Annotated in this window: 21 protein-coding genes; 10 read left to right on the top strand and 11 right to left on the bottom strand. The window is 38.0% G+C overall.

The window, feature by feature from the left end; all coding sequences use genetic code 11:
• The first annotated feature begins 56 nt into the window (after positions 1-56).
• From tal to add, 7 genes are all read left to right on the top strand, one after another.
• Positions 57-1,007: a transaldolase gene (gene tal / locus H592_RS0100865; RefSeq protein ID WP_028867068.1), complete on the top strand. Its 951-nt coding sequence runs from the start codon at positions 57-59 to the stop codon at positions 1,005-1,007.
• A gap of 157 nt (positions 1,008-1,164) precedes the next feature.
• The gene (locus H592_RS0100860) at positions 1,165-2,421 is read left to right on the top strand and encodes a NupC/NupG family nucleoside CNT transporter (RefSeq protein ID WP_028867067.1); all 1,257 of its coding nucleotides are present in this window, start codon (positions 1,165-1,167) and stop codon (positions 2,419-2,421) included.
• A gap of 122 nt (positions 2,422-2,543) precedes the next feature.
• On the top strand, positions 2,544-3,317 hold the full coding sequence (deoC, locus tag H592_RS0100855; RefSeq protein ID WP_028867066.1) for a deoxyribose-phosphate aldolase: 774 nt from the start codon (positions 2,544-2,546) through the stop codon (positions 3,315-3,317).
• Complete coding sequence (locus H592_RS0100850; protein ID WP_028867065.1) at positions 3,317-4,564, top strand: phosphopentomutase; 1,248 nt, start codon at positions 3,317-3,319, stop codon at positions 4,562-4,564. The genes deoC and H592_RS0100850 overlap by 1 nt, the downstream gene beginning before the upstream one ends.
• Positions 4,565-4,580: 16 nt before the next feature.
• On the top strand, positions 4,581-5,291 hold the full coding sequence (gene deoD / locus H592_RS0100845; RefSeq protein WP_028867064.1) for a purine-nucleoside phosphorylase: 711 nt from the start codon (positions 4,581-4,583) through the stop codon (positions 5,289-5,291).
• 173 nt (positions 5,292-5,464) lie between these two features.
• Positions 5,465-6,298, top strand: coding sequence for a nucleoside-specific channel-forming Tsx family protein (locus tag H592_RS0100840; protein ID WP_028867063.1), 834 nt, complete (start codon positions 5,465-5,467; stop codon positions 6,296-6,298).
• Positions 6,299-6,924: 626 nt separating this feature from the next.
• The gene (add, locus tag H592_RS0100835; RefSeq protein ID WP_028867062.1) at positions 6,925-7,926 is read left to right on the top strand and encodes an adenosine deaminase; all 1,002 of its coding nucleotides are present in this window, start codon (positions 6,925-6,927) and stop codon (positions 7,924-7,926) included.
• 168 nt (positions 7,927-8,094) lie between these two features.
• Here add and H592_RS0100830 read toward each other — a convergent pair whose 3' ends face one another.
• The 10 genes from H592_RS0100830 to H592_RS0100785 form a co-directional block, all read right to left on the bottom strand.
• Positions 8,095-8,841 (bottom strand): ATP-binding cassette domain-containing protein, encoded by a 747-nt coding sequence (locus H592_RS0100830; RefSeq protein ID WP_028867061.1) that lies wholly within the window; start codon positions 8,839-8,841, stop codon positions 8,095-8,097.
• 11 nt (positions 8,842-8,852) lie between these two features.
• Positions 8,853-9,932 (bottom strand): amino acid ABC transporter permease, encoded by a 1,080-nt coding sequence (locus tag H592_RS0100825; protein WP_028867060.1) that lies wholly within the window; start codon positions 9,930-9,932, stop codon positions 8,853-8,855.
• 1 nt (position 9,933) lies between these two features.
• A complete protein-coding gene (locus H592_RS0100820) occupies positions 9,934-11,118 on the bottom strand; it encodes an amino acid ABC transporter permease (RefSeq protein WP_028867059.1) in 1,185 nt (394 codons plus the stop codon).
• Positions 11,119-11,182: 64 nt separating this feature from the next.
• Entirely contained in the window at positions 11,183-12,196 is a 1,014-nt protein-coding gene (locus H592_RS0100815) for an amino acid ABC transporter substrate-binding protein (protein WP_028867058.1), read from the bottom strand.
• Positions 12,197-12,524: 328 nt separating this feature from the next.
• Positions 12,525-14,282: a BatD family protein gene (locus H592_RS0100810; RefSeq protein ID WP_028867057.1), complete on the bottom strand. Its 1,758-nt coding sequence runs from the start codon at positions 14,280-14,282 to the stop codon at positions 12,525-12,527.
• Complete coding sequence (locus H592_RS0100805; RefSeq protein ID WP_051368845.1) at positions 14,282-16,285, bottom strand: vWA domain-containing protein; 2,004 nt, start codon at positions 16,283-16,285, stop codon at positions 14,282-14,284. The genes H592_RS0100810 and H592_RS0100805 overlap by 1 nt, the downstream gene beginning before the upstream one ends.
• Positions 16,275-17,258: a VWA domain-containing protein gene (locus H592_RS0100800; RefSeq protein ID WP_028867055.1), complete on the bottom strand. Its 984-nt coding sequence runs from the start codon at positions 17,256-17,258 to the stop codon at positions 16,275-16,277. Before H592_RS0100800 ends, H592_RS0100805 begins: the two co-directional genes overlap by 11 nt.
• Positions 17,251-17,766, bottom strand: a complete 516-nt coding sequence (locus H592_RS21235; protein WP_051368843.1) for a DUF4381 domain-containing protein — start codon at positions 17,764-17,766, stop codon at positions 17,251-17,253. Before H592_RS21235 ends, H592_RS0100800 begins: the two co-directional genes overlap by 8 nt.
• On the bottom strand, positions 17,750-18,691 hold the full coding sequence (locus H592_RS0100790; protein WP_028867054.1) for a DUF58 domain-containing protein: 942 nt from the start codon (positions 18,689-18,691) through the stop codon (positions 17,750-17,752). Before H592_RS0100790 ends, H592_RS21235 begins: the two co-directional genes overlap by 17 nt.
• Complete coding sequence (locus tag H592_RS0100785) at positions 18,691-19,650, bottom strand: AAA family ATPase (RefSeq protein WP_028867053.1); 960 nt, start codon at positions 19,648-19,650, stop codon at positions 18,691-18,693. The genes H592_RS0100790 and H592_RS0100785 overlap by 1 nt, the downstream gene beginning before the upstream one ends.
• 226 nt (positions 19,651-19,876) lie before the next feature.
• On the opposite strand from H592_RS0100785, the gene H592_RS23490 reads away from it, so the two are divergent.
• Positions 19,877-20,017 (top strand): TIGR02808 family protein, encoded by a 141-nt coding sequence (locus tag H592_RS23490; protein ID WP_084296167.1) that lies wholly within the window; start codon positions 19,877-19,879, stop codon positions 20,015-20,017.
• A 105-nt stretch (positions 20,018-20,122) separates the two neighbouring features.
• Positions 20,123-20,599 carry a phosphohistidine phosphatase SixA gene (gene sixA / locus H592_RS0100775; protein ID WP_028867052.1) on the top strand — a complete coding sequence of 159 codons (477 nt, stop codon included), beginning with the start codon at positions 20,123-20,125 and terminating at the stop codon, positions 20,597-20,599.
• A gap of 140 nt (positions 20,600-20,739) precedes the next feature.
• Here the strand turns inward: sixA and H592_RS0100770 are convergent, their stop codons facing one another.
• A complete protein-coding gene (locus tag H592_RS0100770) occupies positions 20,740-21,345 on the bottom strand; it encodes a TetR/AcrR family transcriptional regulator (protein ID WP_028867051.1) in 606 nt (201 codons plus the stop codon).
• Between the two features lie 138 nt (positions 21,346-21,483).
• On the opposite strand from H592_RS0100770, the gene H592_RS0100765 reads away from it, so the two are divergent.
• A complete protein-coding gene (locus H592_RS0100765) occupies positions 21,484-21,939 on the top strand; it encodes a VOC family protein (RefSeq protein ID WP_084296166.1) in 456 nt (151 codons plus the stop codon).
• The last annotated feature ends 30 nt before the right edge of the window (positions 21,940-21,969 follow it).

Raw genomic sequence — 21,969 nt, 5'->3', positions numbered from 1 at the left:
AGACGCTTTCAACTAGGTTTCAGTTGCAAATAAAGAATCAAGTGAAAGGAATAAACATGCAAAATAAATTAGAGCAATTACGCCAAGTGACAACAGTTGTTGCAGATACAGGTGATATTGAAGCAATCAAACAGTACCAACCTGAAGATGCTACAACGAACCCATCTCTGATATTAAAAGCTGCGACTATTGAAGCCTATGCACCATTAATCGCAGATGCGATTGAATATGCTAAAAAGCAGGGTGATAACAAACAACAACAAGTAGAAGTTGCCTGTGACATGTTAGCGGTCAATATCGGTAAAGAGATTTTAAAAACAATTCCTGGTCGAATTTCTACAGAAGTAGATGCGCGTCTTTCTTACGATACTGAAGCAAGTTTAGCAAAGGCTCGTCAGTTGGTGAAAATGTATAATGATGCAGGAATAAGCAATGATCGTATTTTAATCAAGCTAGCGGCAACTTGGAATGGTATTCAAGCAGCTAAAATACTTGAAAAAGAAGGGATAAACTGTAACCTCACGCTGCTTTTTTCATTCGCTCAAGCACAGGCTTGCGCTGAAGCCGAGGTGTTTTTAATTTCACCTTTTGTTGGCCGTATTATGGATTGGTACAAAGCAAAGCAAGGTGTTGATTTTGAACCTAGTGAAGACCCTGGTGTGATCTCTGTAACGTCTATTTATAACTATTACAAAGAACATGGTTATAACACAGTGGTAATGGGTGCAAGTTTTAGAAATGTCGGTGAAATACTAGAGCTAGCAGGTTGTGACCGTTTAACGATTAGCCCGCAATTATTACAGGAATTACGTGATGCTGATGGTGAAGTTGAAACAAAATTAATCGCAACTACGGAAGTTAAAGCAGCACCAAGTGCATTAACAGAATCTGAGTTTTTATGGGCTCATCATCAAGATCCTATGGCGGTTGAGAAATTAGCCGAAGGTATTCGCAACTTTGCGATTGACCAGAATAAATTAGAAACCATGATTATGGATAAACTATAATCGAGGTGTAACAAATTAGGTTTGTTATCAATAGGTAACAAACCGCACAAATTCGAATTTTTCGGATTATACATGCCTGGGTTGGCCAGGATATCAGAGGGAGATGACTGTAGAGTTATTCTTCAGTCTAATTGACATAAATGAATGGAGTAAATATATGCACATAATTATGGGTCTAGTGGGAGTTATATCCCTTCTTTTAATTGCTTTTCTTTTTTCTAAGAATAAAAAATCAATTAATATTCGAACTGTGGGTGGGGCTTTTGCAATACAAGCAATCATTCCAGCTTTCGTTATTTTTACTCCGTGGGGTGCATCATTCCTGCAGGGGATCTCTGGCGCAGTTCAAGGTGTTATCGATAGTGCTAATGCAGGGGTAAGCTTCCTATTTGGTGGTCTTGTATCAGGTAAGATGTTTGAAGTATTTGGCGGTGGCGGTTTTGTCTTTGCCTTTAGAGTACTTCCTATCATTATCTTCTTTGCTTCATTCATGGCGGTTTTGTATTACCTAGGTGTAATGCAATTCATTATCAAAATCTTTGGTGGCGCGCTACAAAAATTACTAGGCACAAGTCGTACTGAGTCAATGTCAGCTGCTGCGAACGTTTTTGTTGGGCAAACTGAAGCACCATTAGTGGTTAAACCTTACATTAAACATATGACTCGTTCTGAATTGTTTGCTGTAATGTGTGGTGGTTTAGCGTCGGTTGCTGGTTCTGTATTGGTAGGTTATGCATCTTTAGGTGTTAGCCTTGAGTACTTAATCGCTGCATCATTCATGGCCGCTCCTGGTGGTCTGTTAATGGCTAAAATTTTAGAGCCTGAAACAGAACTAGCCAAAGAGCTTACTGCCGAAGAACTCGCATTAGTTGAAGATGAAGACAAACCTGTTAACGTTATTGATGCTGCGGCTTCAGGTGCATCATCTGGTCTTAAACTTGCGCTAAATGTTGGTGCAATGTTAATCGCGTTCATCGCATTAATTGCATTAATTAATACTATGTTAGGTGCGTTTGGTGATGTTGTTGGTTTTGAGGCGTTAACACTTGAACAAATTCTAGGTTACTTATTTGCTCCAATAGCTTTCTTAATTGGTGTGCCATGGTCTGAAGCTGTTGTTGCAGGTAGCTTATTAGGTCAGAAATTAGTAGTGAATGAGTTTGTTGCTTACATCGACTTTATAAATGTTAAAGAAGCATTAAGCGAACATACACAAGTAATTATTACTGTTGCGTTATGTGGTTTTGCTAACTTATCGTCAATGGCTATTTTATTAGGTGGTCTGGGTGTATTAGCTCCTTCACGTCGCCCTGATATCGCACGCTTAGGCTTAAAAGCGGTAATGGCAGGTACATTATCTAACTTAATGAGTGCAACTCTAGTAGGTATTTTCTTCGCACTAAGCGTTGCATAACCTACATATTTAAATAAGCACTGAGGTGCTCTTAATGAGCCCTCAGTTATTTAACCTTTAGGTAGTATCAATAAATACGATACAACTTAATGACCCAAAAAATGAAATCAAAGGATTTTTAAATGAGTGATTTACAACAAGCATCGCGACAAGCAATTCATTTGATGGATTTAACCACACTGAATGATGACGACACGGATCAAAAAGTGATTGCGCTATGCAAACAAGCACAGAGTGCTGCAGGTAACACTGCTGCTGTTTGTATTTACCCACGCTTTATTCCGATTGCACGTAAAACATTACAAGCACAAAACACTGGCGATATTAAAATCGCAACAGTCACAAATTTCCCACACGGTAATGACGATATCGACATTGCTGTCGCTGAAACTAGAGCCGCTGTCGCCTATGGCGCTGATGAAGTGGATTTAGTATTTCCATACCGAGCATTAATAGCGGGCAACGCTACGGTTGGAGAAAAAATGGTTAAAGCCTGCCGAGAAGTTTGCGGCGAGCAAGTCACTTTAAAAGTGATTATTGAAAGCGGTGAGTTAAAAACTGCCGAGTTAATTGAGCAAGCAAGTTCAATTTGTATTAATGCAGGCGCTGACTTTATTAAAACATCAACGGGTAAAGTACCAGTCAACGCAACATTAGAAGCAACAAAAGTAATGATCGAAGCCATTAAAAAGTCAGGCAAGGATATTGGCTTTAAAGCCGCAGGTGGTGTGAAAGATGCACAAACTGCAAATGATTACATGCAATTAGCCCGAGATATTATGGGTGACGATTGGGTGAACACAGAGCATTTCCGTTTTGGGGCTTCAAGCCTTTTAGGAAGCTTATTAGCGGAATTAAATTTAGCGACTAAACCCGCTGAAACTGGAGGTTACTAATGAAACGCACCATTATTCTATTACTTGATTCTTTAGGTATAGGCGCAAGCCACGATGCAGACCAATTTGAAGGCAGTTTAGCCGATGGCACTACTTTTAATGATGTGGGTGCAAATACATTTGGCAGTATTGCCAAACTTTGTGCAACAGGTCAAGCAGATATAAATCGCAAGGGGCCTTTAGTGGTACCTAACCTAACCAAATTAGGCCTAGCACATGCTTGCCGAGATAGTTCAGGTGAATTCCCGCTCGAACTCGACGAAACTGTTGTTCCTGTCTCTGCGTATGGTTACGCACAGGAAATCTCTACGGGTAAAGATACACCAAGTGGCCACTGGGAAATTACTGGCGCACCTGTTTTGTACGAATGGGGATACTTTAAAGACAAGAAAAATAGTTTCCCGAAAGAACTATTAGATGCAATTGTTGAACGTTCAGGCATTTCTGGTTACCTAGGAAATTGCCATTCATCAGGTACGGTGATTTTAGATGAGTTAGGCGAAGAGCACATGAAAACCGGTAAGCCGATTTTCTATACATCAAGTGATAGTGTTTTTCAGATTGCCTGCCATGAAGAAACCTACGGTGTTGAGCGTTTGTATGAGCTATGTGAAATTGCACGTGAGCTATTAGAGCCTTACAACATTGGCCGAGTGATTGCGCGTCCATTTTTAGGCACCGCACCGGGCAATTTTGCGCGTACTGGTAATCGTCATGATTACTCGGTATTACCACCTTCTGAAACCTTGTTAGATCGCATGAAAAATGCCGGTGGAGAAGTGGTCAGTATTGGTAAGATTTCGGATATCTTTGCAACCCAAGGTATTACCCAAGCGATTAAAGCAACGGGTCTAGAAGCATTATTTGATACCACTTTACAATCGCTAAAAGACGCAGATAAAGAAACCATTATATTTACAAATTTTGTAAATTTTGATGCGGATTTTGGTCATCGTCGCGATGTGGCAGGTTATGCCGCAGCGCTTGAGTATTTTGATACTCGTTTACCAGAAATGCTTGAGTTGATGGATGACGACGACCTATTAGTGTTATCAGCAGACCATGGTTGTGACCCAACTTGGCCTGGTTCTGACCACACTCGTGAACATATTCCGGTCATTTTCTACGGTAAAAATGTACCTGCAGGCCCTGTTGGTTTGCGTGACACCTTTGCTGATATCGGACAAACAATCGCGGAATATCATCAATTACCAGATCTTGAATACGGTAAAAGTATTTTTAAATAATTATTGGAGAATTAACATGGCAACACCACATATTAACGCAGTCGACGGCGCATTTGCAGAAACAGTATTAATGCCAGGCGACCCTTTACGAGCTAAATACATTGCAGAGACCTTTTTAGAAGACGTTGTGCAAGTGACGGATGTTCGTAATATGCTTGGTTTTACTGGTACTTACAAAGGCAAACGTATTTCAGTTATGGGCAGCGGTATGGGTATCCCATCATGTTCAATTTATGCTACTGAATTGATCAAGGATTATGGCGTTAAAAGCATTATCCGTGTAGGTAGTTGTGGCGCAGTAAGCAAAGACATTAAAGTCCGTGATGTGATCATTGGTATGGGTGCATCAACAGATTCAAAAGCAAACCGTATCCGTTTTGCTAATCATGATTTTGCTGCTATTGCAGATTACAGCCTACTAGAAAAAGCTGTGAACTCAGCAAAAGCGCACGGTATTAAAGCGCAAGTGGGTAACATTTTCTCTGCTGATACTTTCTATACACCTGAGCCTGAAGTGTTCGATACGTTAGAAAAATACAATATTTTAGGCGTAGAAATGGAAGCGGCTGGTCTATACGGCGTGGCAGCAGAATACGGTGCAAAAGCACTGTGTATTTTAACCGTATCGGATCATATCCGTACTGGCGAAAAACTGTCTTCAGATGATCGTCAAACAAGCTTTAATGAAATGTTGTTAATAGCACTTGATTCTGTGGTTGCAGAATAAAAAAGTACATCTAAAAATTCCTGCCATTTAATGCTTATGGTCCTCCCTAAGCGGCAGGAGTTTTAACCATCATCCAATGTGACGTTATGGATGATAGTCATCAAAAATGGCCTAATTTTGGACATGAATTATCATGTCTAGGGTTTGCTTTACTTAATAAAAGGAACTTTACAATGAAAAAAACAATACTTGCTCTTAGCTTAGCAGCAGCAATGCCAACGTTTGCAGCTGATTATACCGATGGCGATACGCATAAAAATGATTATAACTGGATGCAAGGTAATTTAATGTATGCCGTTAATGAACTTCCAGGTGAATCAGACCATGATTATCTTGAGCTTGAGTTTGGTGGCCGTTCTGGAATCTTAGATTACTATGGTTATGCTGATGTATTTAACTTAACTAGTAGTGACTCTTCTGATAAAGATGGAAAAGATAGAATTTTTATTAAATTTGCACCTCGTATTTCACTTGATGGTTTAACAGGTACAGATTTATCATTTGGCCCAGTTAAAGAATTATACATAGCTACTTTATTTAACTGGGGTGGAGGTGGTTCTGATACTACTTACAAGGCTCAAAATGGCGATGTTAAGACTATTGAAGGGTCTACTACAAATAATGCTTTTGTGGGACTTGGGTCTGATGTCATGGTACCTTGGTTAGGAAAAGTTGGTTTAAATTTTTACGGACTTTATAGCGTAAATGATAAGGATTGGAATGGTTACCAAGTTTCTACTAACTGGTTTAAACCTTTCCACTTCTTTGAAAATGGTTCATTCATTTCGTATCAAGGTTATATCGATTACCAAATGGGTATTAAGAGTGAATATGGTGCTACGTCAAGCAATGGTGGTGTAATGTTTAATGGTATTTACTGGCACTCAGATAACTTTGCATTGGGATATGGCCTTAAAGCGTTTAAAGACGTTTATGGAATCGAAGATTCTAGCGGCTTTAAATCAACTGGATTCGGTCATTACTTTGCTGCTACTTACAAGTTCTAAGCATCGCTTTTTTGACTGCATCTAAATAACATGTAGCCAATCTAAATAATTGCAGGATAGTCTTTTATCCTGCAATTCATTTCACAAAACCCCGATATTAACCTCTGAATTATTTGTAAATAGACTTAAACCTATTTTCAAATCATTTAGCTATTCACACTCAAATCATTTAATTATTCACTTCTTGATGCCTGTTTCATTAACTAATTGAACGAATATCAAGCAGAGGACATAAATTTAAGGCTGAAATTGTTATTAGCCAAAATAATCAAAAGTGCGGTTATTTGTTGTTAAGCTTAGGTTCAAATAATAAGTGCATAAAAATGAAGAGCTAAGGGGTAAATAGAAATTTATACTCGCTTTTAACGACAACGGGCATAAAAATTACAATAGTGCGTTATTATTCGAAATATGTTCTGCCTGTGCTAATTACATCCTGCCAACACATTATGTTAATAGGGTTTAAGTTTAGTTTAAAAAGTGACATTTAGTCGGATTTTATGATGACAAAAAATAACCACATTCTTTATACTACATTTACTAAACCACTTTAATTTGTAACCTCGGAAATTGCATTTTAAGGTGGTTTAATTTTTTATCTTGGTTTCAAATACAGAGGATTGAATATGATCACTAAAAACTTACCGCTTACTGATATACATCGCCATTTAGATGGCAACATTCGTATTGAAACCATTTTAGAATTAGGCCAAAAATTTAATCTTGCTTTACCTGCAACAACAATTGATACATTGCGTCCCTTTGTGCAAGTCATTGAAGCTGAGCCTAACTTAGTTGCTTTCTTATCAAAACTAGATTGGGGCGTGGCAGTGCTGGGCGATTTAGAAGCTTGTTATCAAGTAGCCTATGAAAATGTCGAAGATGCTAAAAATGCGCAGATTGATTACACTGAATTGCGTTTTTCACCTTATTACATGGCGTTAAAACACAATTTACCGGTACAAGGTGTGGTTGAAGCTGTCGTTGCTGGTGTTGCTGCAGGTAGTCGAGACTTCAATGTAAAAACCAATTTAATTGGTATTATGAGCCGTTCATATGGTACTGAAGCATGTCAAATAGAACTAGACGGCTTACTTAGCCAGAAAGATAAGTTGGTTGCAGTAGACCTTGCTGGTGATGAATTAGGTAAACCAGGTGACCTGTTTGTTAATCACTTTAAGCAGGTGAGGGATGCAGGTTTACGCGTCACTGTGCATGCTGGAGAAGCTGCTGGTGCAGAAAGCATGTGGCAGGCGATTAAAGAGTTAGGTGCGGAACGTATTGGGCATGGCGTTAAAGCTATCGAAGATATGAAGTTAATGGATTATCTTGCAGCGAATAAGATTGGTATCGAGTCTTGTATTACTTCTAACTTACAAACCAGTACTATTGCCGATATTACTAATCATCCTATTAAAACTTTTTTAAATCACGGTGTAATGGCGTCATTAAACACTGATGATCCTGCAGTTGAAGGTATCGAACTACCTTATGAATACGAAGTAGCTGCAATACAAGCAGGGCTGTCATTAGCACAAATTAAACAAGCGCAGATTAATGGTTTAGAAATGTCATTTTTATCAGCACAAGAGAAACAAGCTTTACGTGACATTGCTGCAAAACGCTAATTTATTGAGATACTTCCATTATTTTTAGTTGAAGCTAGAATATAAAAAAATAAAAAGACATAAAAAAGGGCTAATTAATTAGCCCTTTTTTGGTTCTGTTAAATGCTAAGGTTATGAGGACGGTTGATTGTTTCGTTTAAACCAGAAATATCAACAGCCCTAAGTAGATTAGTGTGAAAGTATTTGATCTAAGAATAGCTTGAGTCGGTCAGATTGTGGGTTATCAAAGAACTGATGCGGTTCATTCTCTTCAATTACTTGTCCAGCATCCATAAAGATAACGCGATCTGCTACTTTCTTTGCAAAACCCATTTCGTGGGTTACACAAATCATAGTAATACCTTCGTCAGCTAATTCCACCATTACGTCTAATACTTCCGATACCATTTCGGGATCCAGTGCTGACGTTGGTTCATCAAATAACATGATTTCAGGATTAATACATAGACAACGTGCAATCGCTACACGTTGTTGTTGTCCACCTGATAGCTGGTTAGGGTACTTATGTGCTTGATCCGCAATTTTCACACGCTCAAGGTAATACATCGCTGTTTCGATGGCTTCTTTACGAGGCTTTTTGTGTACCCAAGTTGGCGCAATCAATAAGTTCTCTAACACTGAAAGGTGTGGAAATAAATTAAAGTGTTGGAACACCATGCCCACTTGTGCGCGAATGTGACGTACGATCTTCACATCATCAATCAGCTCTGTTCCATTAATATGAATTTGGCCTTGTTGAAATTTCTCAAGGTGATTCAAACAACGGATAGTGGTTGATTTACCTGAGCCCGATGGGCCACAGATAACGACTTTCTCGCCTTTTTTAATATTTAGATTTACATCTTTTAGTACATGGAAATCACCATACCACTTGTTGACGTCCTTCATTGTTATCATAAATTCTTGGTCTGACATGACGTTTCCTTTTAATGCTCGGTGTTAAATTTGCGTTCAATCGATTTTGAATATTGTGACATAGTAAAACAGCATACCCAGTAAATAAGGGTTACAAAAACATAGCCTTCTACTTCGTAGCCTAGCCAATTAGTATCACTGTTAGTCAGTGTTACCATGGCAAGAATGTCGAACAAACCGATGATTAAAACAAGGGTAGTATCTTTAAATAACGAGATAAACGAACCCACTAGATTAGGAATAGATATTTTTAAAGCCTGCGGAAGAATGATTAAAATCATTCCCTGCCAGTAGCTAAGACCCAGTGCTTCACTTGCTTCGTATTGACCTTTTGGTATCGCCTGTAAACCACCGCGTACCACTTCTGCAATATAAGCCGCTTGGAATAGCGTGATCCCTATTAAAGCGCGCAGTAACTTATCAAACTCAATACCATCATGAAAAAATAACGGTAATACCACTGAGGCCATGAATAGAATAGTGATCAGCGGAACACCACGTACAAATTCAATAAAACCAATACATAAGGTTCTTAGAATTGGCATATCAGATTGGCGACCTAGGGCTAATACAATACCAATAGGGAACGAAGCGATAATACCAACGGCTGCAACTAAAATGGTTAGCATTAAACCGCCCCATTTTTCTGTTTCAACTGTTTCTAGACCAAACCATCCACCACTAATTAAAATGAAACAAACAAAAGGGAATAGCAACATCAGCACTATTTTAGATTTGTTATTTTTTAATACTTTTAATGCGATTAAGAATGCAACGCATAGCATTGCAACTAGGTTAGGGCGCCAATGTAAATGTTCAGGGTAAAAACCATAAATAAATTGATCGAATTTCTCGATGATAAATATCCATCGTGCACCTGAATTAACCACTTCATCCTGTGTTCCGCTCCAAGTTGCATCAAATATCATCCAATTTAACAGCGGAGGAATGGTGAGGTAAATAAGATACAGACCAACCAAACTTAATAAGCTATTTCTTACGTCCGAGAATAGATTTGTTTTTAACCAAAAAATAATGCCTTTACTTCCCGAAGGGGCAGGCTTGGCTTCTTTCATTGTATAAGTTGCCATTTTAACGTCCTTTTATAGCCATTTTGGCGTTAACCCAGTTCAATAACAGTGAGATAACAATACTGATAGTGAGGTAAACAGCCATAGTCATGAGTATTATTTCAATTGCTTGACCGACTTGGTTTAATGTTGTTCCAGAGAATAATGTGACCAGTTCAGGATAACCAATCGCGGTTGCCAAGGATGAGTTTTTAGTTAAGTTTAAAAATTGATTAATTACAGGTGGAATGATCACGCGTAATGCCTGTGGTAAAACAACCTTTGATAAAATAATATGATCTTTTAAACCCAATGCTTTAGCCGCTTCTTTTTGTCCTTTAGGCACGGCTTCAATGCCGGCACGAACTGCTTCTGCGATATAAGTTGCTGTGTAGATGCTTAGTGCAAATAAAAGCGCTAATAACTCAGGAATAATGGCTAGGCCACCTCTAAAGTTAAATCCTTTTAATTCAGGATAAACAGCTGAAATAGGCTGGCCTACAATAAAGTAAACTAATGTTGGCGCTAGGATCAAAATAGCAAGAGAGACTTTAATAAGTGGGAATTCTTCACCTGTTTTATCGTGGCGTTTTCTTGACCATCGAGTCAGATAGAAAACCGCTGCGACAGCAATGATAAACGAGATTAAAATCGCGCTACTACCACTTTCAAAAATAGGTTCTGGTATTAATAAACCACGATTATTTAAGAACACACTGTCTAAGTAATTCATACTTTGACGTGGGCTAGGTAATGCCGCTAGTACAACGTTATACCAAAATAGAATTTGTAATAGAATAGGAATATTACGGAATGTTTCTATATAGATAAGTGATAGTTTAGAAATCAAAAAATTGTTTGATAAACGTCCAATACCAACTAATAACCCCAGAATAGAAGCGAAAATAATGCCTAAAATAGAGACTAATAAAGTATTTAATAAACCGACAATAAATACATCAAAGTAAGTCGATGTACCATCATCGTAATTGGTAAGAGTTTGGCTGATCCCGAAACCAGCGGTGTTATCTAAGAAAGAGAATCCAGTTGTTATGCCACGCTTTTCAATATTATCGAACATATTATTAGCAAAATAAAATGCACATAAAATGACGGCGATTAAGGCAATAATTTGGAAGAAAACTGCACGGTGTTGGGGGTTGTTTAAGAAACCTTTACCGTCTATTGGGAGTTGTTTGTTGTTCATAATGTGCCTTTTAATCAGCTAGGGAAAAGGGGGAGGTAAACTCCCCCTAAGAGACTGTTTAAAATTAACGAATTGGCATTGCGTACATTAGACCGCCTTGGTTCCATAGTTTGTTTAAACCACGGTCAATATTTAGCGGAGAATCTTTACCTACATTTTTATCAAACATTTCGCTGTAGTTACCTACTTGTTTAACAATTTGGTAAGCCCAGTCAGATTTAAGACCTAGGTTTTCACCAGCGTTACCTGTAGTACCTAATAAACGTTTGATACTTGGGTTTTCTGATTTCATCATTGCTTCTGCATTACTAGAAGTAACGCCTAGTTCTTCAGCTTCAAGTGCTGCAAATAAGCTCCAACGTACTACGTTGAACCAATTATCATCACCTTGACGAACTACAGGACCTAATGGTTCTTTAGAAATGATTTCAGGCAATACCATTACTGTGTTTGGATCATCCATTTTTAATTTCAAACCGTATAACTGAGATGCATCTGATGTTACTGCATCACAACGACCTTTTTTGAAACCATCAATAGTTTGACCTGATGTATCATAAGTTACGGCTTTGTATTCCATGCCATTAGACTTAAAGTAATCAGTTAGATTAAGTTCAGAAGTAGTACCTGCTTGAATACAGAACGTTGCACCATCTAGCTCTTTAGCCGATGTTACACCTAGTTTTTTACTGATTAAGAAACCTTGACCATCATAATAGTTAACACCAGCAAAGTTTAAACCTAGTGATGTATCACGAGTCGCTGTCCAAGTAGATGAACGTGCTAACAGATCAATTTCACCACTTTGTAGTGCTGTAAAACGCTCTTTTGCTGTCAGTGGGATATATTTAACTTTACTTGCATCACCCAATACTGCACTAGCAACAGAGCGACACATGTCAACATCGATACCTTTCCATACACCTTTAGAATCTGCTGCTGAGAAGCCTGGGATACCTGTCGATACACCACAGTTTAAAACATCTTTTTCCATTACATCTTGTAATGTGTCAGCGTGAGATAGAGAAGGGATTGCTGCAGTAAGACCAACCAATAATGCTAATTTTGTCACTTTCATTGTATTTTCCTTGTGGCTTAAAATTATAGTCAAATCAACTATGAATATATGGGTACGCACTAAAAACGATATTCATATAAAGTAATTACAGCAACTTACATGCCACTTTATGATGAATGCTCATTAATAATACGAAAAAGGAGTAATTAAAACGCCATCCCGTATATTGAACAGTTGCATCATATGCGAGGGTTCTACCTCATTAGGGTTTGTCTATCTATTTATTTGATTTAGGTCATGTTTCGGTTTGTTTTTTAACGAAAAATGAGTTTTAAACGTCATTTATGAGCAAATTAAAAAAGAACAATCTGCTCATTTTTGACTGAAGTTAAGGGTTGAGGGTGTTAATTGAGTGGCTGTTATGTATTTTTGCTGTTTTTTGGTGCATTTTTATTAACTTTATTAGTTGTTTTGCATCCCATTGGTGCGTTTTACCTGAACAAGCTAGCTCAAGTTGTTGCAAATTACTTTGAAGTTGTTGTTTTTGATCATCCGGCAATGGGCTAAATACCGTAATTTGTTGTAATTGCGTAATATCAGCATGTTGTGACTGAAAATAGCGTAATAAATAGGTATAAACCTGTTGCGGCGTTGATTGCTCACAAGCTTGTAATAATTGTTGGTAGGGTGTTGCTGTTTTCTTGTTATTACTTGGGGTAACCACTGCTTTTAATTGTTTATTAGTTTTTACAAAGTATAAATAGATACAAAGTGAAATAACTAGAATTAAAAGTATTAGTGCACTGATTTGCCAGAACAATAAACGTTTTGTTAATTGTTCATTTTCAGCCACATATTCATTGAGCTTGTTTTGTGCATCGTTGTTTGCTAATTGTGAAGCTGCCGAGAGGGCACCCTGAGTGCTTGCATCATTATTTACAACGTTACTGGCATTACCCTGATTACTATTATTGGTGTTTGGTAATGCCGCTTTGATAGTTAATGTTTGTGCTGGTAGTGTTGCAAACTCTTGTTGTTCAGTTTTACTATTCCACCAAGGAATTCTTATTTCAGGTAAAACTAGCTCACCACTTTTATCAGCAATAATCGCATGGGTAATAGTTCGTTGACTATATAAGACACCATTTAACGTTCCTTGTTTTAAATCATCTTGATCAGGGTAGTAACGTAAGGAGCTGTCATAGTTAAGTTTAATTTCAGGCATCTTGTCGACGCTAATTGATGCCACTCGTAAGCTAATGCTACGTGTGATTGGGTCGCCAACGGTATAAGAAGCTGCCTGTAAGTTATTATTTTCAACTAAATGTACATCTTCGCTGATCAACCAATCGCCTTGATAATTAGCCGGCATCGGTTTTACAGTGATGGCAATGCTATTACCTCGTATATTAATAGGTTGTGAAATGATCCTATTTTGCCAATCGCTGACACTGACATTTTTACGAATTGAACCCACCAAGAGTGGCGAAGTTATCTCCACATCACCGGCTTCTGTTGGCGTTATCTGATATTGATAAGTGAATACCTTATAGCGAAGTCCATTAAGTATCACTTGTGTTTGCTGGTTATCATTACTGATACGCTCTATATTTGCAGCTGCTAATGTTGGCGCTTGTACATCACCATCGACGATATTTTCAGAGACATAAATTTTGCTTTCTAAAATAATAGGTTGATCTAAATAAACTTGTGTTTTATCGACGCTGTTTTCAATAAAGATAGTGTCGCCTGATGTTGATTGTTGCTCTTCGCCAGCTTCTTTAACTTGTATTGTTATTGGGTCGGTTAAAAGATCACCGATTGCTAGAGCAGGAATGGTAAAATCACCTACTTTATTGGCCTGTAAGCGTAATACCCATGTGATTTTTCGATTAATATCACCATTAATAATTGAAGTGCTTTGACTTCGAGACGGGCCACTTACTTTAAAGTCATCAGTCAATGCACTGGTATCGAGTTGATATTCTGACCCCGTGTCATTAACTTCTATGGTTAAAATAAAAGTATCCCCCTGAAAAACCTGATTATTACTAACCGATGCCGTTGCCTGTGTCGCGGCTGAAGCAGAGGAGCTGATCGCAATTAAAAGTAGGATCACACTTAAACATTTATGTAAAAACGGCATTACCAGATTTCTCCGTTATTTTTTTGTAAAACAGGTTTATTAGCGGCTCTCTTTCTGTATTCAAGCTGCATTTTATTGCGTAATAATAAAGAAGGATCATCGGGCATATTCTTTAACCAAATCGGTAATTCTTCATACTCTTTATTAACGTCTTCTTCATTTGTTGATGATAATGCATTGGCTTCCTGCTCTACGGCTTGATCCTGCTGTGACTGTACCGCTGCATTCATTTCCGCTTGTTGCTGAGCCAGTTGCTCTTGCTGCTCAGATGATTGTTGTTCATCTTGCTGGCTTTGACTTTGTTGATCCTGCTGCTCAGATGATTGTTGTTCATCTTGCTGGTTTTGACTTTGTTGATCCTGTTGCTCAGATGATTGTTGTCCATTTTGCTGGCTTTGACTTTGTTGATCCTGTTGTTCAGATGATTGTTGTTCATTTTGCTGGCTTTGACTTTGTTGATCCTGCTGTTCAGATGATTGTTGTTCATCTTGCTGGCTTTGACCTTGCTGGTCTTGTTGATTCTGTTGCTCAGATGATTGTTGTTGATCTTGTTGGCTTTGACCTTGCTGGTCTTGTTGGTTCTGCTGATCCTGTTGCTGTTTTTGCTCTTGCTGCTCTAGTAATTTCTCAACTGCTTCTTTATTGGCTTTAGCTTGAGCAAAGTCTGGCTGGAGTGCTAATGCCTGCTGATAACTTTCTAATGCTTGTTGATACTTTTTCTGCATAGCTTGTGTATTGCCTAAGTTATAAAGTGTCGTTGCATTTTTGGGATCTACTCTTGTTTGTTGTGAATAAATTGCTTCAGCTTGTTTATATTGTTTATTCTTGAATAGTGCCGCGGCTTTCCAATCTGGATTGTGAAAGTTGTCACTGGCTTGTGTATAGTCGCCATCTCGCAAAGCCTGATAGGCATTCTGCTCACTATTTTTCCATATTGACGCTTCTACTTTCGGTGTTGTTAATGGCAAAGTGAGCGCTAATAATGCAACATAAAAAGTACCTTTCCTAAATAACAATAAAAATAGGGGGAAAAGTAATAAACTTAACCAATAACCATCATCAATCAATTGTTTACTAGCCATGTTTTTAGCATTTTTCTGGTTCTCTTTTACTGCTTTATTGGTGTCATAATGATTCGCTAGTAAAGGAATTTCTTGTCCCTTAGCATCGAAAGTTAAATACAAACCATCACTCATATTAGCGATCGGATAAAGCTTATCTGCTTCTAGTTTTGGTATAACGATATTACCCGCATCATCTTTTAATAAGCTGCCATCAGGTAATGTGATCGCAGCCCCTGCAGGTGTAGCCATTGCTAATACTGATACCATCCATTTTGTACCTGTAATGAGATCCTTCATTTTATTCAAACTTTGTTGATCAAACCCGTCACTAATAAAGACAATTTGTCCCTGTTGATACCCAGCATTTTCGAGTAATGAAATCGCTTTTTGTAGCGCGAGGTCAGGTCGAGAACCTTTCACTGGCATTAACTCCGGAGAAAGGTGCGGAATATGATTAATAATGGCATTACTATCTATGGTGATAGGGGTGATAGTAAAGGCATCACCGGCATAGGCTATCAGGCCTTTTTCACCTTCCGACCATTGTTTTAATAGCTCGATTGCTTTGTATTTAGCGCGGCTTAATCGGTTAGGTTTAATATCCGTTGCATACATCGAATAGGATAAATCGAGTGCAATGACTTGTGCTTTTTGTATTTCATAAACAGGTAATTCAACACTACGCAGGCTCGGCCCTGATAATGCAATACAGGCAATGGCAGATAATATAGTGATGACTAGGCGATTATTTTTGCTGGTTTCAGGCAAGGTAACCAAATGTTCACTTAAATGATTGGCAATAATACCGGTTTGTTTATGTTGACTTCGCTGATAACGCCATAAACTATAGACGGCGATAATGATTAACCCAATTAGCCAATAAGGACGAATAAAGCTTAATGGGCCAAAAGTGCTGGCTAAGGTGTCATTAAAGTTCATCTTCACCCCTTAGTTTTAATGAAATAATTACCATTGATAAAATCAATATTGCCAACGATAAAGGCCAAAAAAACAAGTTTTTCTCTGGTCTAAACTCTAAAAACTCACTATCTACGGGTTGTAATTGGTTAATCGTATCGTAAATTTTTTGTAAGTCTTCCTGGTTTCTGGCTCTAAAGTATTGCCCATTAGTTAATGTTGCAATCTTAGTTAATGTTTTTTCATCTAAGTCCGCAGAAGGGTTAACACGTTGGTTGCCAAAGAAACCACGTTTAATCATTTCATCGGCACCAATACCAATGGTATATATTTTAATATTATTTTTAGCGGCTTGTTGCGCTGCGGCAATCGGTTTAATTTTACCCGCTGTATTTGCGCCATCGGTCAGTAATATTAAAACACGTTGTTCATTTTTATTTTCTACAAAGCGCTTAATGGCCATTGCGATCGACTCTCCGATCGCGGTACGGTTCCCTACTAGGCCGATTTGTGTTTCATCTACCATGGTGGAAACAGTCTCCACATCAAAGGTTAACGGAGTCTGTAAATAAGCATGGTCGGCAAACAAAATAAGCCCTAAGCGATCACCTTGTCGTGTTTTAACAAAGTCTTTAACGATTGATTTTACTAAGGTTAAACGATTTACCGTTTTACCATTTAATGGCATATCCACTTCATCCATACTGCCTGATAAATCCAAAGATAAAATCATATCGCGGCTTTGTTGTTGAATGCGAATAGGTTGATCGTACCAAATAGGTTTAGCGATGGTGGCAAGTAATAAAAGCCATAACAACCAAGGAATAACAAAACTGATCAGAGGATTTCTTTTAGTCGTTTTTTGTTGCTGTAAACCATCAGCAAGCGGGATCCATACCTGTGTGTAAGATTGTTTTTTAGGGCTTAGAAAATAACGGACTAATAAAGGCAGTGGTAATAATAGAAAAACCCACCAGTATACAAATTCAAACATCTTTTTTACCTGCTAACTGCTTATTTTTTAAAGCTAACGTTTGACGTGCTTTAAACTGTGTTGGAAATGCTTGTATCCATTTTTTGGCAGAGAGAAAATCCTTTTCAGTACAAGAGGAGTTATCTTGATATAAACGACGGCAAAACTCATCCTGATTATTGAACAGAGTAACACCTTGTTGCGTATGGTGTGCTTGTAAAAAGTTAAACCATGCTTGTCCAGTAATCGATGCGATTTGTTCACGAGGGTAATAATGTAAACATAAGCCTTTTAATAATTGGTTTAATTGTGCAAAGCTGGCGTTATCCTTTTGTAATTGCTGCAATGATGCCAAGGCTTGTTTCACTATTCTTTTCTTTTTGATATAGCGTTTAACTAAAAAAAACGTTAACCAGCTAACGGCAATGACCGCAACCAAAATTAACCAATAAATAGGTGCTGGAGGCCAAGCAGACGGCACATCGACAGGCAATATTATTTGTTCAAATGGGTTATTGGGCGTAGGCATTAAATTGCTCCAATAATGGCACTGCTGCACTGATATGGTAATGTGCAATACCATACTTAAGTAAATTATTTTCCATTAATTGCTGACGTTGACTAGCAGCTTCTTGGTAAGATTGTTGTTGTCGTTGATTACGTAAAAAACCACTGCCCTTGATTGAATTAATTTTTAAACCCGCTTGTAACGCTTGTTTGGGTAAGTGAGATTCAAGAGGGTCACTAATTTGCCAGACAGTGACCTGATTATGCCGCCGCATTAAATTAATAAGTTTATAACAGGCTGAATCTAATTGAGAAAAGTCACTGATCAAATGAACTTGGCTACCTGTTTGTACTAAATGAGATAGCCGTTTTAGCTGTAAAAAAAGTGATTGTTGCTGTGCTGTTTTAAACGCTATTTTTTTACATAACGTTTGGCTTTGATGTAAAAATGCCATTAAGCCTTTATTACGTGATGTTGGTTTTAGCTCTGCAACCTGCTGTTGATTAAATACAATCCCACCCAAACGGTCATTTCGCTGCTTGGCTTGCCAACTTAATAGGGCGGCTAAATGGCAGGCTTGTACAGATTTGAATACTAATTGGCTGCCAAAAATCATACTATCGGAAACATCAACTAATAAAAAAACTGGGCGTTCTTTTTCTTCTTGAAATAATTTAGTGTGTGCTTTGCCTGTTCTTGCGGTTACAGCCCAATCAATGGCACGTACATCATCACCAGGTTGGTAATGACGTACTTCAGCAAACTCCATACCACGGCCTTTAATATTCGCTAAATAGTTACCAGAGAGTTGGCGTGTTGCTGGTAAGCGTTTTGCATTAAGCGAAAGTTTACCGTGCTGTTTATAACTGAGCAATTCAGTTAATTGCACATCCACCCCTGTGGTATAAGGCGTATTAGTAAAAATAGCGGGCACGTTATTATCCATTATCCTGCAATAGCCACCTGATTAACGATTTCTTGAATAACTTGATTGGCACTGACACCTTGCGCTTCAGCTTCATAACTTAAAATAAGACGATGGCGTAACACTGGGTATAAGTTACTAATGATATCTTCTGGCATTACATAGTCACGGTCATTTAACCAAGCGCGTGCTTTGGCGGTACGCATTAAAGCCAGTGTTGCACGCGGGCTCGCACCATAGCTTATCCATTGTGCTAACTGCTCACCAAAACGAGCTGGCTGGCGCGTTGCAATAATTAAATCAATCAGATATTGCTCTAGGTGCGGAGCAATACTCACTTTCATGACCTCTTCACGCATGGCAAAAATTTGTTCATTTAATAGGGGAGTAACTTCCGCTACTTTCTCTTTCAAAATCTCTTTTTGGTTCAACTGTAGAATCGCGCGTTCGGTTTGTGCATCCGGATAATCCAGTTGAATATGCATAATAAAACGATCTAATTGTGCTTCAGGTAAGGGATAAGTGCCTTCCTGCTCAAGCGGATTCTGTGTTGCCATCACTAAAAATAGCTCCGGTAACGGATAGGTTGTTTTACCAACGGTTACCTGCCGTTCTGCCATTGCTTCAAGTAATGCCGATTGTACTTTAGCCGGTGCTCGATTAATTTCATCAGCTAAGATCAGATTATGAAAAATCGGACCTTTTTCAAAAATAAATTGACCCGTTTCCTGACGAAAAATATCAGTACCTGTGACATCAGAAGGTAATAAGTCGGGGGTAAATTGAATACGGTGGAAGTCACCTTCAATACCATCAGATAATGCATTGATAGCACGTGTTTTTGCTAAACCAGGTGGGCTTTCAACTAAAATATGTCCATCGGCTAATAAGGCAATTAATAAGCTATCAACTAACTCGCTTTGCCCTAGTATCATTTGATTTAAATAGTGACGTAATTGATTTAATTGTTGTTTTGCCATTGTGAGTATCTTCATTAATTTATTTTGAGGAAAATATACTGCCTATAAAGGGCAAGTTCAAGACCCAAAAGTTCAATCCTTATAAACAATAAGTTACAATTATTTCTTTAAAGTACTTAAAAATATTGTAATAGATCAAAAGCTTTGCTGAAAAAAAATTTTTATTGTTTTATTTAGGCTATATTGATTGTATTACTTTATTCATTAATTATTTAAGGGAACCGCTATGAGTCAATTAGAATCAATCATTTGGCATGTACTAGGTTATATGGCTATGCCAACTATTTTTGTAGCTGGTTTTGTTGCTGTATTTATAGGTGCTGTTGCTATTTTAAAAATCTCAGGTGATACACCTGTCGAAGATTAATCAAAGCATGTTAATGCTACCTATAAAGATAGCTATCAATTGTTTATAATGATTAAGCTCCATTTAATGTAATGGGGCTTTTTTTTGCTCAGGAGAAATAAGTTTATGCAGATATATATAATGCGCCACGGACAGGCAGAGATGATGGCTTATTCAGATGCTGAGCGTAATTTGACCGATATCGGTCGTTTAGAGTCTGAATTAATGGCTAAATATTTAGTGGAACAGGATGTGTCACTAGATGCCGTATTAGTCAGTCCCTATGTTAGAGCGCAGCAAACTTGGGAGTCTGTAAGCCCATTTTTTGAAGGGGTTACTAACATTCAAGTATTGCCTTGTTTGACCCCTAGCGGCAGCGCCCGTAAAACGGTGGATGAGTTATTAGCAATGCAAGCGCAAGGGGTGAAGTCAGTGATGATTATTTCTCACCTACCTTTAGTGGGTTACATTGTAGGGGAACTTGCACCTGCGGCTGGCGTACCTGCTTTTTCAACGTCAGCGGTTGGACACCTTTCTTTGAGTGATGAAGATGGTTTTGCCGAGTTATTAAGTTTGACAACGGTTCCTCAAATAAGCGATTAAGATTGCTCAAACAAGAGTAATGAATAACAACTGTCTCAGCCCTAAAAGTGTGTTGCTGAGATGGTAAGTTATTATTATTCCAATCAATAGATTTGCTCGGTTTAAAATACCCGAAATCCGAAATCCGAAATCTTAAAGTATTAAATCAATTGTCTAGCCATCTCTTTTGCGAGCAAGGCTGATTGTTTTATCCCTCGAGTGTGAGCCATCACAATCGCCCCTTCAATCAATAAACCTATTTGGTCCGCTTTGTGGCTGTCTTGTTCTGCTAATTGCGCAGCGATAATATCTACAATCGCTTGTTTGTGTTTTGCAGCAAATAGATTGATTGGATGATTAGGATCGGCATATTCCGCACTAACATTAATAAAGTTACAGCCAAAGAAAGTTTCACTATTAAACCACTCATTTAAATCATCAAAAATAGCCAATAGTTTTTCACTAGCTGCTTTATCCGTTGCCGCATTAGTTGATGCGTTATTCATGAGTTGTTGGTCCGTTAAGTCATGCTTTAACTGTGATTTATTACTGTCATCAATGGTTGATTGAAGTCTTGTAATCACTTGTTCATGACGAAGTTGTAGCGCAGCTAAAATTAACGCCTCTTTACTACGAAAATGTTTGTATAGGGTTGCTTTGGAAACCCCTGATTCCGCTAAAATCAAATCAATACCCGTTGCATGGTAGCCATATTGATTAAACAGAGTCAGCGCAGTTTCGATCAAATGTTGTTTTCTTGGTTGCATATTATCGCTAGTCCTTTAGACCACCATTTTATTTTTAGTAAGTATAACCAATTTAAACTTGACGTAAACAGTTCTGTTCACCTATAGTAAGTGAACAGATTTGTTCACTCTAATTTATAAAACTAAAAGGGCTTCATTATGTGCACTACTTCATCATCAAACACAGCATCAAACACAACTACAAACAGCGGTGTAACGGCTATTACTACTTTAGGTATTCACCATCTTGGTCTGAGCGTTACCAATATTAAAGAGGTGGCCAGCTTTTTCATTGAGCAATTAAATTTTAAACAGGTCGGTGAAAAACCTGACTACCCAGCTATTTTTATCTCTGATGGTACGGTGATGTTGACGTTATGGCAGATTAAAGATGTTGATAATAGAGTGGAATTTGACCGCACAAAAAATGTAGGCCTGCATCATTTTGCCTTGAAAGTTAGCACTATCGATCAGTTACAAGCCGTTTATCAAAACCTGACTAAACTCGATAATGTTGAGATTGAATTTGCACCAGAAGCCTTAGGTGCTTCACCTTTTCAACACATGATGTGTTTGATCCCAGGTGGCATTAGACTTGAACTTATTAGTGAATAGTAAGTTAACAAAAAAATCTAATTATAAGTG

The organism is Psychromonas arctica DSM 14288, assembly GCF_000482725.1.
Classification (GTDB): domain Bacteria; phylum Pseudomonadota; class Gammaproteobacteria; order Enterobacterales; family Psychromonadaceae; genus Psychromonas; species Psychromonas arctica.
This window is presented reverse-complemented; position numbering and strand designations above follow the sequence as displayed.

Excerpts from the sequence above, each read along its gene's own strand:
- H592_RS0100815 (WP_028867058.1), bottom strand. The coding sequence starts at position 12,196 with ATGAAAGTGACAAAATTAGCATTATTGGTTGGTCTTACTGCAGCAATC.
- H592_RS0100830 (WP_028867061.1), bottom strand. The coding sequence starts at position 8,841 with ATGTCAGACCAAGAATTTATGATAACAATGAAGGACGTCAACAAGTGG.
- H592_RS0100770 (WP_028867051.1), bottom strand. The coding sequence starts at position 21,345 with ATGCAACCAAGAAAACAACATTTGATCGAAACTGCGCTGACTCTGTTT.
- H592_RS0100800 (WP_028867055.1), bottom strand. The coding sequence starts at position 17,258 with ATGTTTGAATTTGTATACTGGTGGGTTTTTCTATTATTACCACTGCCT.
- H592_RS0100840 (WP_028867063.1), top strand. The coding sequence starts at position 5,465 with ATGAAAAAAACAATACTTGCTCTTAGCTTAGCAGCAGCAATGCCAACG.
- H592_RS0100790 (WP_028867054.1), bottom strand. The coding sequence starts at position 18,691 with ATGGATAATAACGTGCCCGCTATTTTTACTAATACGCCTTATACCACA.
- deoC (WP_028867066.1), top strand. The coding sequence starts at position 2,544 with ATGAGTGATTTACAACAAGCATCGCGACAAGCAATTCATTTGATGGAT.
- tal (WP_028867068.1), top strand. The coding sequence starts at position 57 with ATGCAAAATAAATTAGAGCAATTACGCCAAGTGACAACAGTTGTTGCA.
- H592_RS0100850 (WP_028867065.1), top strand. The coding sequence starts at position 3,317 with ATGAAACGCACCATTATTCTATTACTTGATTCTTTAGGTATAGGCGCA.
- H592_RS0100825 (WP_028867060.1), bottom strand. The coding sequence starts at position 9,932 with ATGGCAACTTATACAATGAAAGAAGCCAAGCCTGCCCCTTCGGGAAGT.
- H592_RS0100765 (WP_084296166.1), top strand. The coding sequence starts at position 21,484 with ATGTGCACTACTTCATCATCAAACACAGCATCAAACACAACTACAAAC.
- H592_RS0100785 (WP_028867053.1), bottom strand. The coding sequence starts at position 19,650 with ATGGCAAAACAACAATTAAATCAATTACGTCACTATTTAAATCAAATG.
- add (WP_028867062.1), top strand. The coding sequence starts at position 6,925 with ATGATCACTAAAAACTTACCGCTTACTGATATACATCGCCATTTAGAT.
- H592_RS23490 (WP_084296167.1), top strand. The coding sequence starts at position 19,877 with ATGAGTCAATTAGAATCAATCATTTGGCATGTACTAGGTTATATGGCT.
- H592_RS21235 (WP_051368843.1), bottom strand. The coding sequence starts at position 17,766 with ATGCCTACGCCCAATAACCCATTTGAACAAATAATATTGCCTGTCGAT.
- H592_RS0100805 (WP_051368845.1), bottom strand. The coding sequence starts at position 16,285 with ATGAACTTTAATGACACCTTAGCCAGCACTTTTGGCCCATTAAGCTTT.
- sixA (WP_028867052.1), top strand. The coding sequence starts at position 20,123 with ATGCAGATATATATAATGCGCCACGGACAGGCAGAGATGATGGCTTAT.
- H592_RS0100810 (WP_028867057.1), bottom strand. The coding sequence starts at position 14,282 with ATGCCGTTTTTACATAAATGTTTAAGTGTGATCCTACTTTTAATTGCG.
- H592_RS0100820 (WP_028867059.1), bottom strand. The coding sequence starts at position 11,118 with ATGAACAACAAACAACTCCCAATAGACGGTAAAGGTTTCTTAAACAAC.
- deoD (WP_028867064.1), top strand. The coding sequence starts at position 4,581 with ATGGCAACACCACATATTAACGCAGTCGACGGCGCATTTGCAGAAACA.
- H592_RS0100860 (WP_028867067.1), top strand. The coding sequence starts at position 1,165 with ATGCACATAATTATGGGTCTAGTGGGAGTTATATCCCTTCTTTTAATT.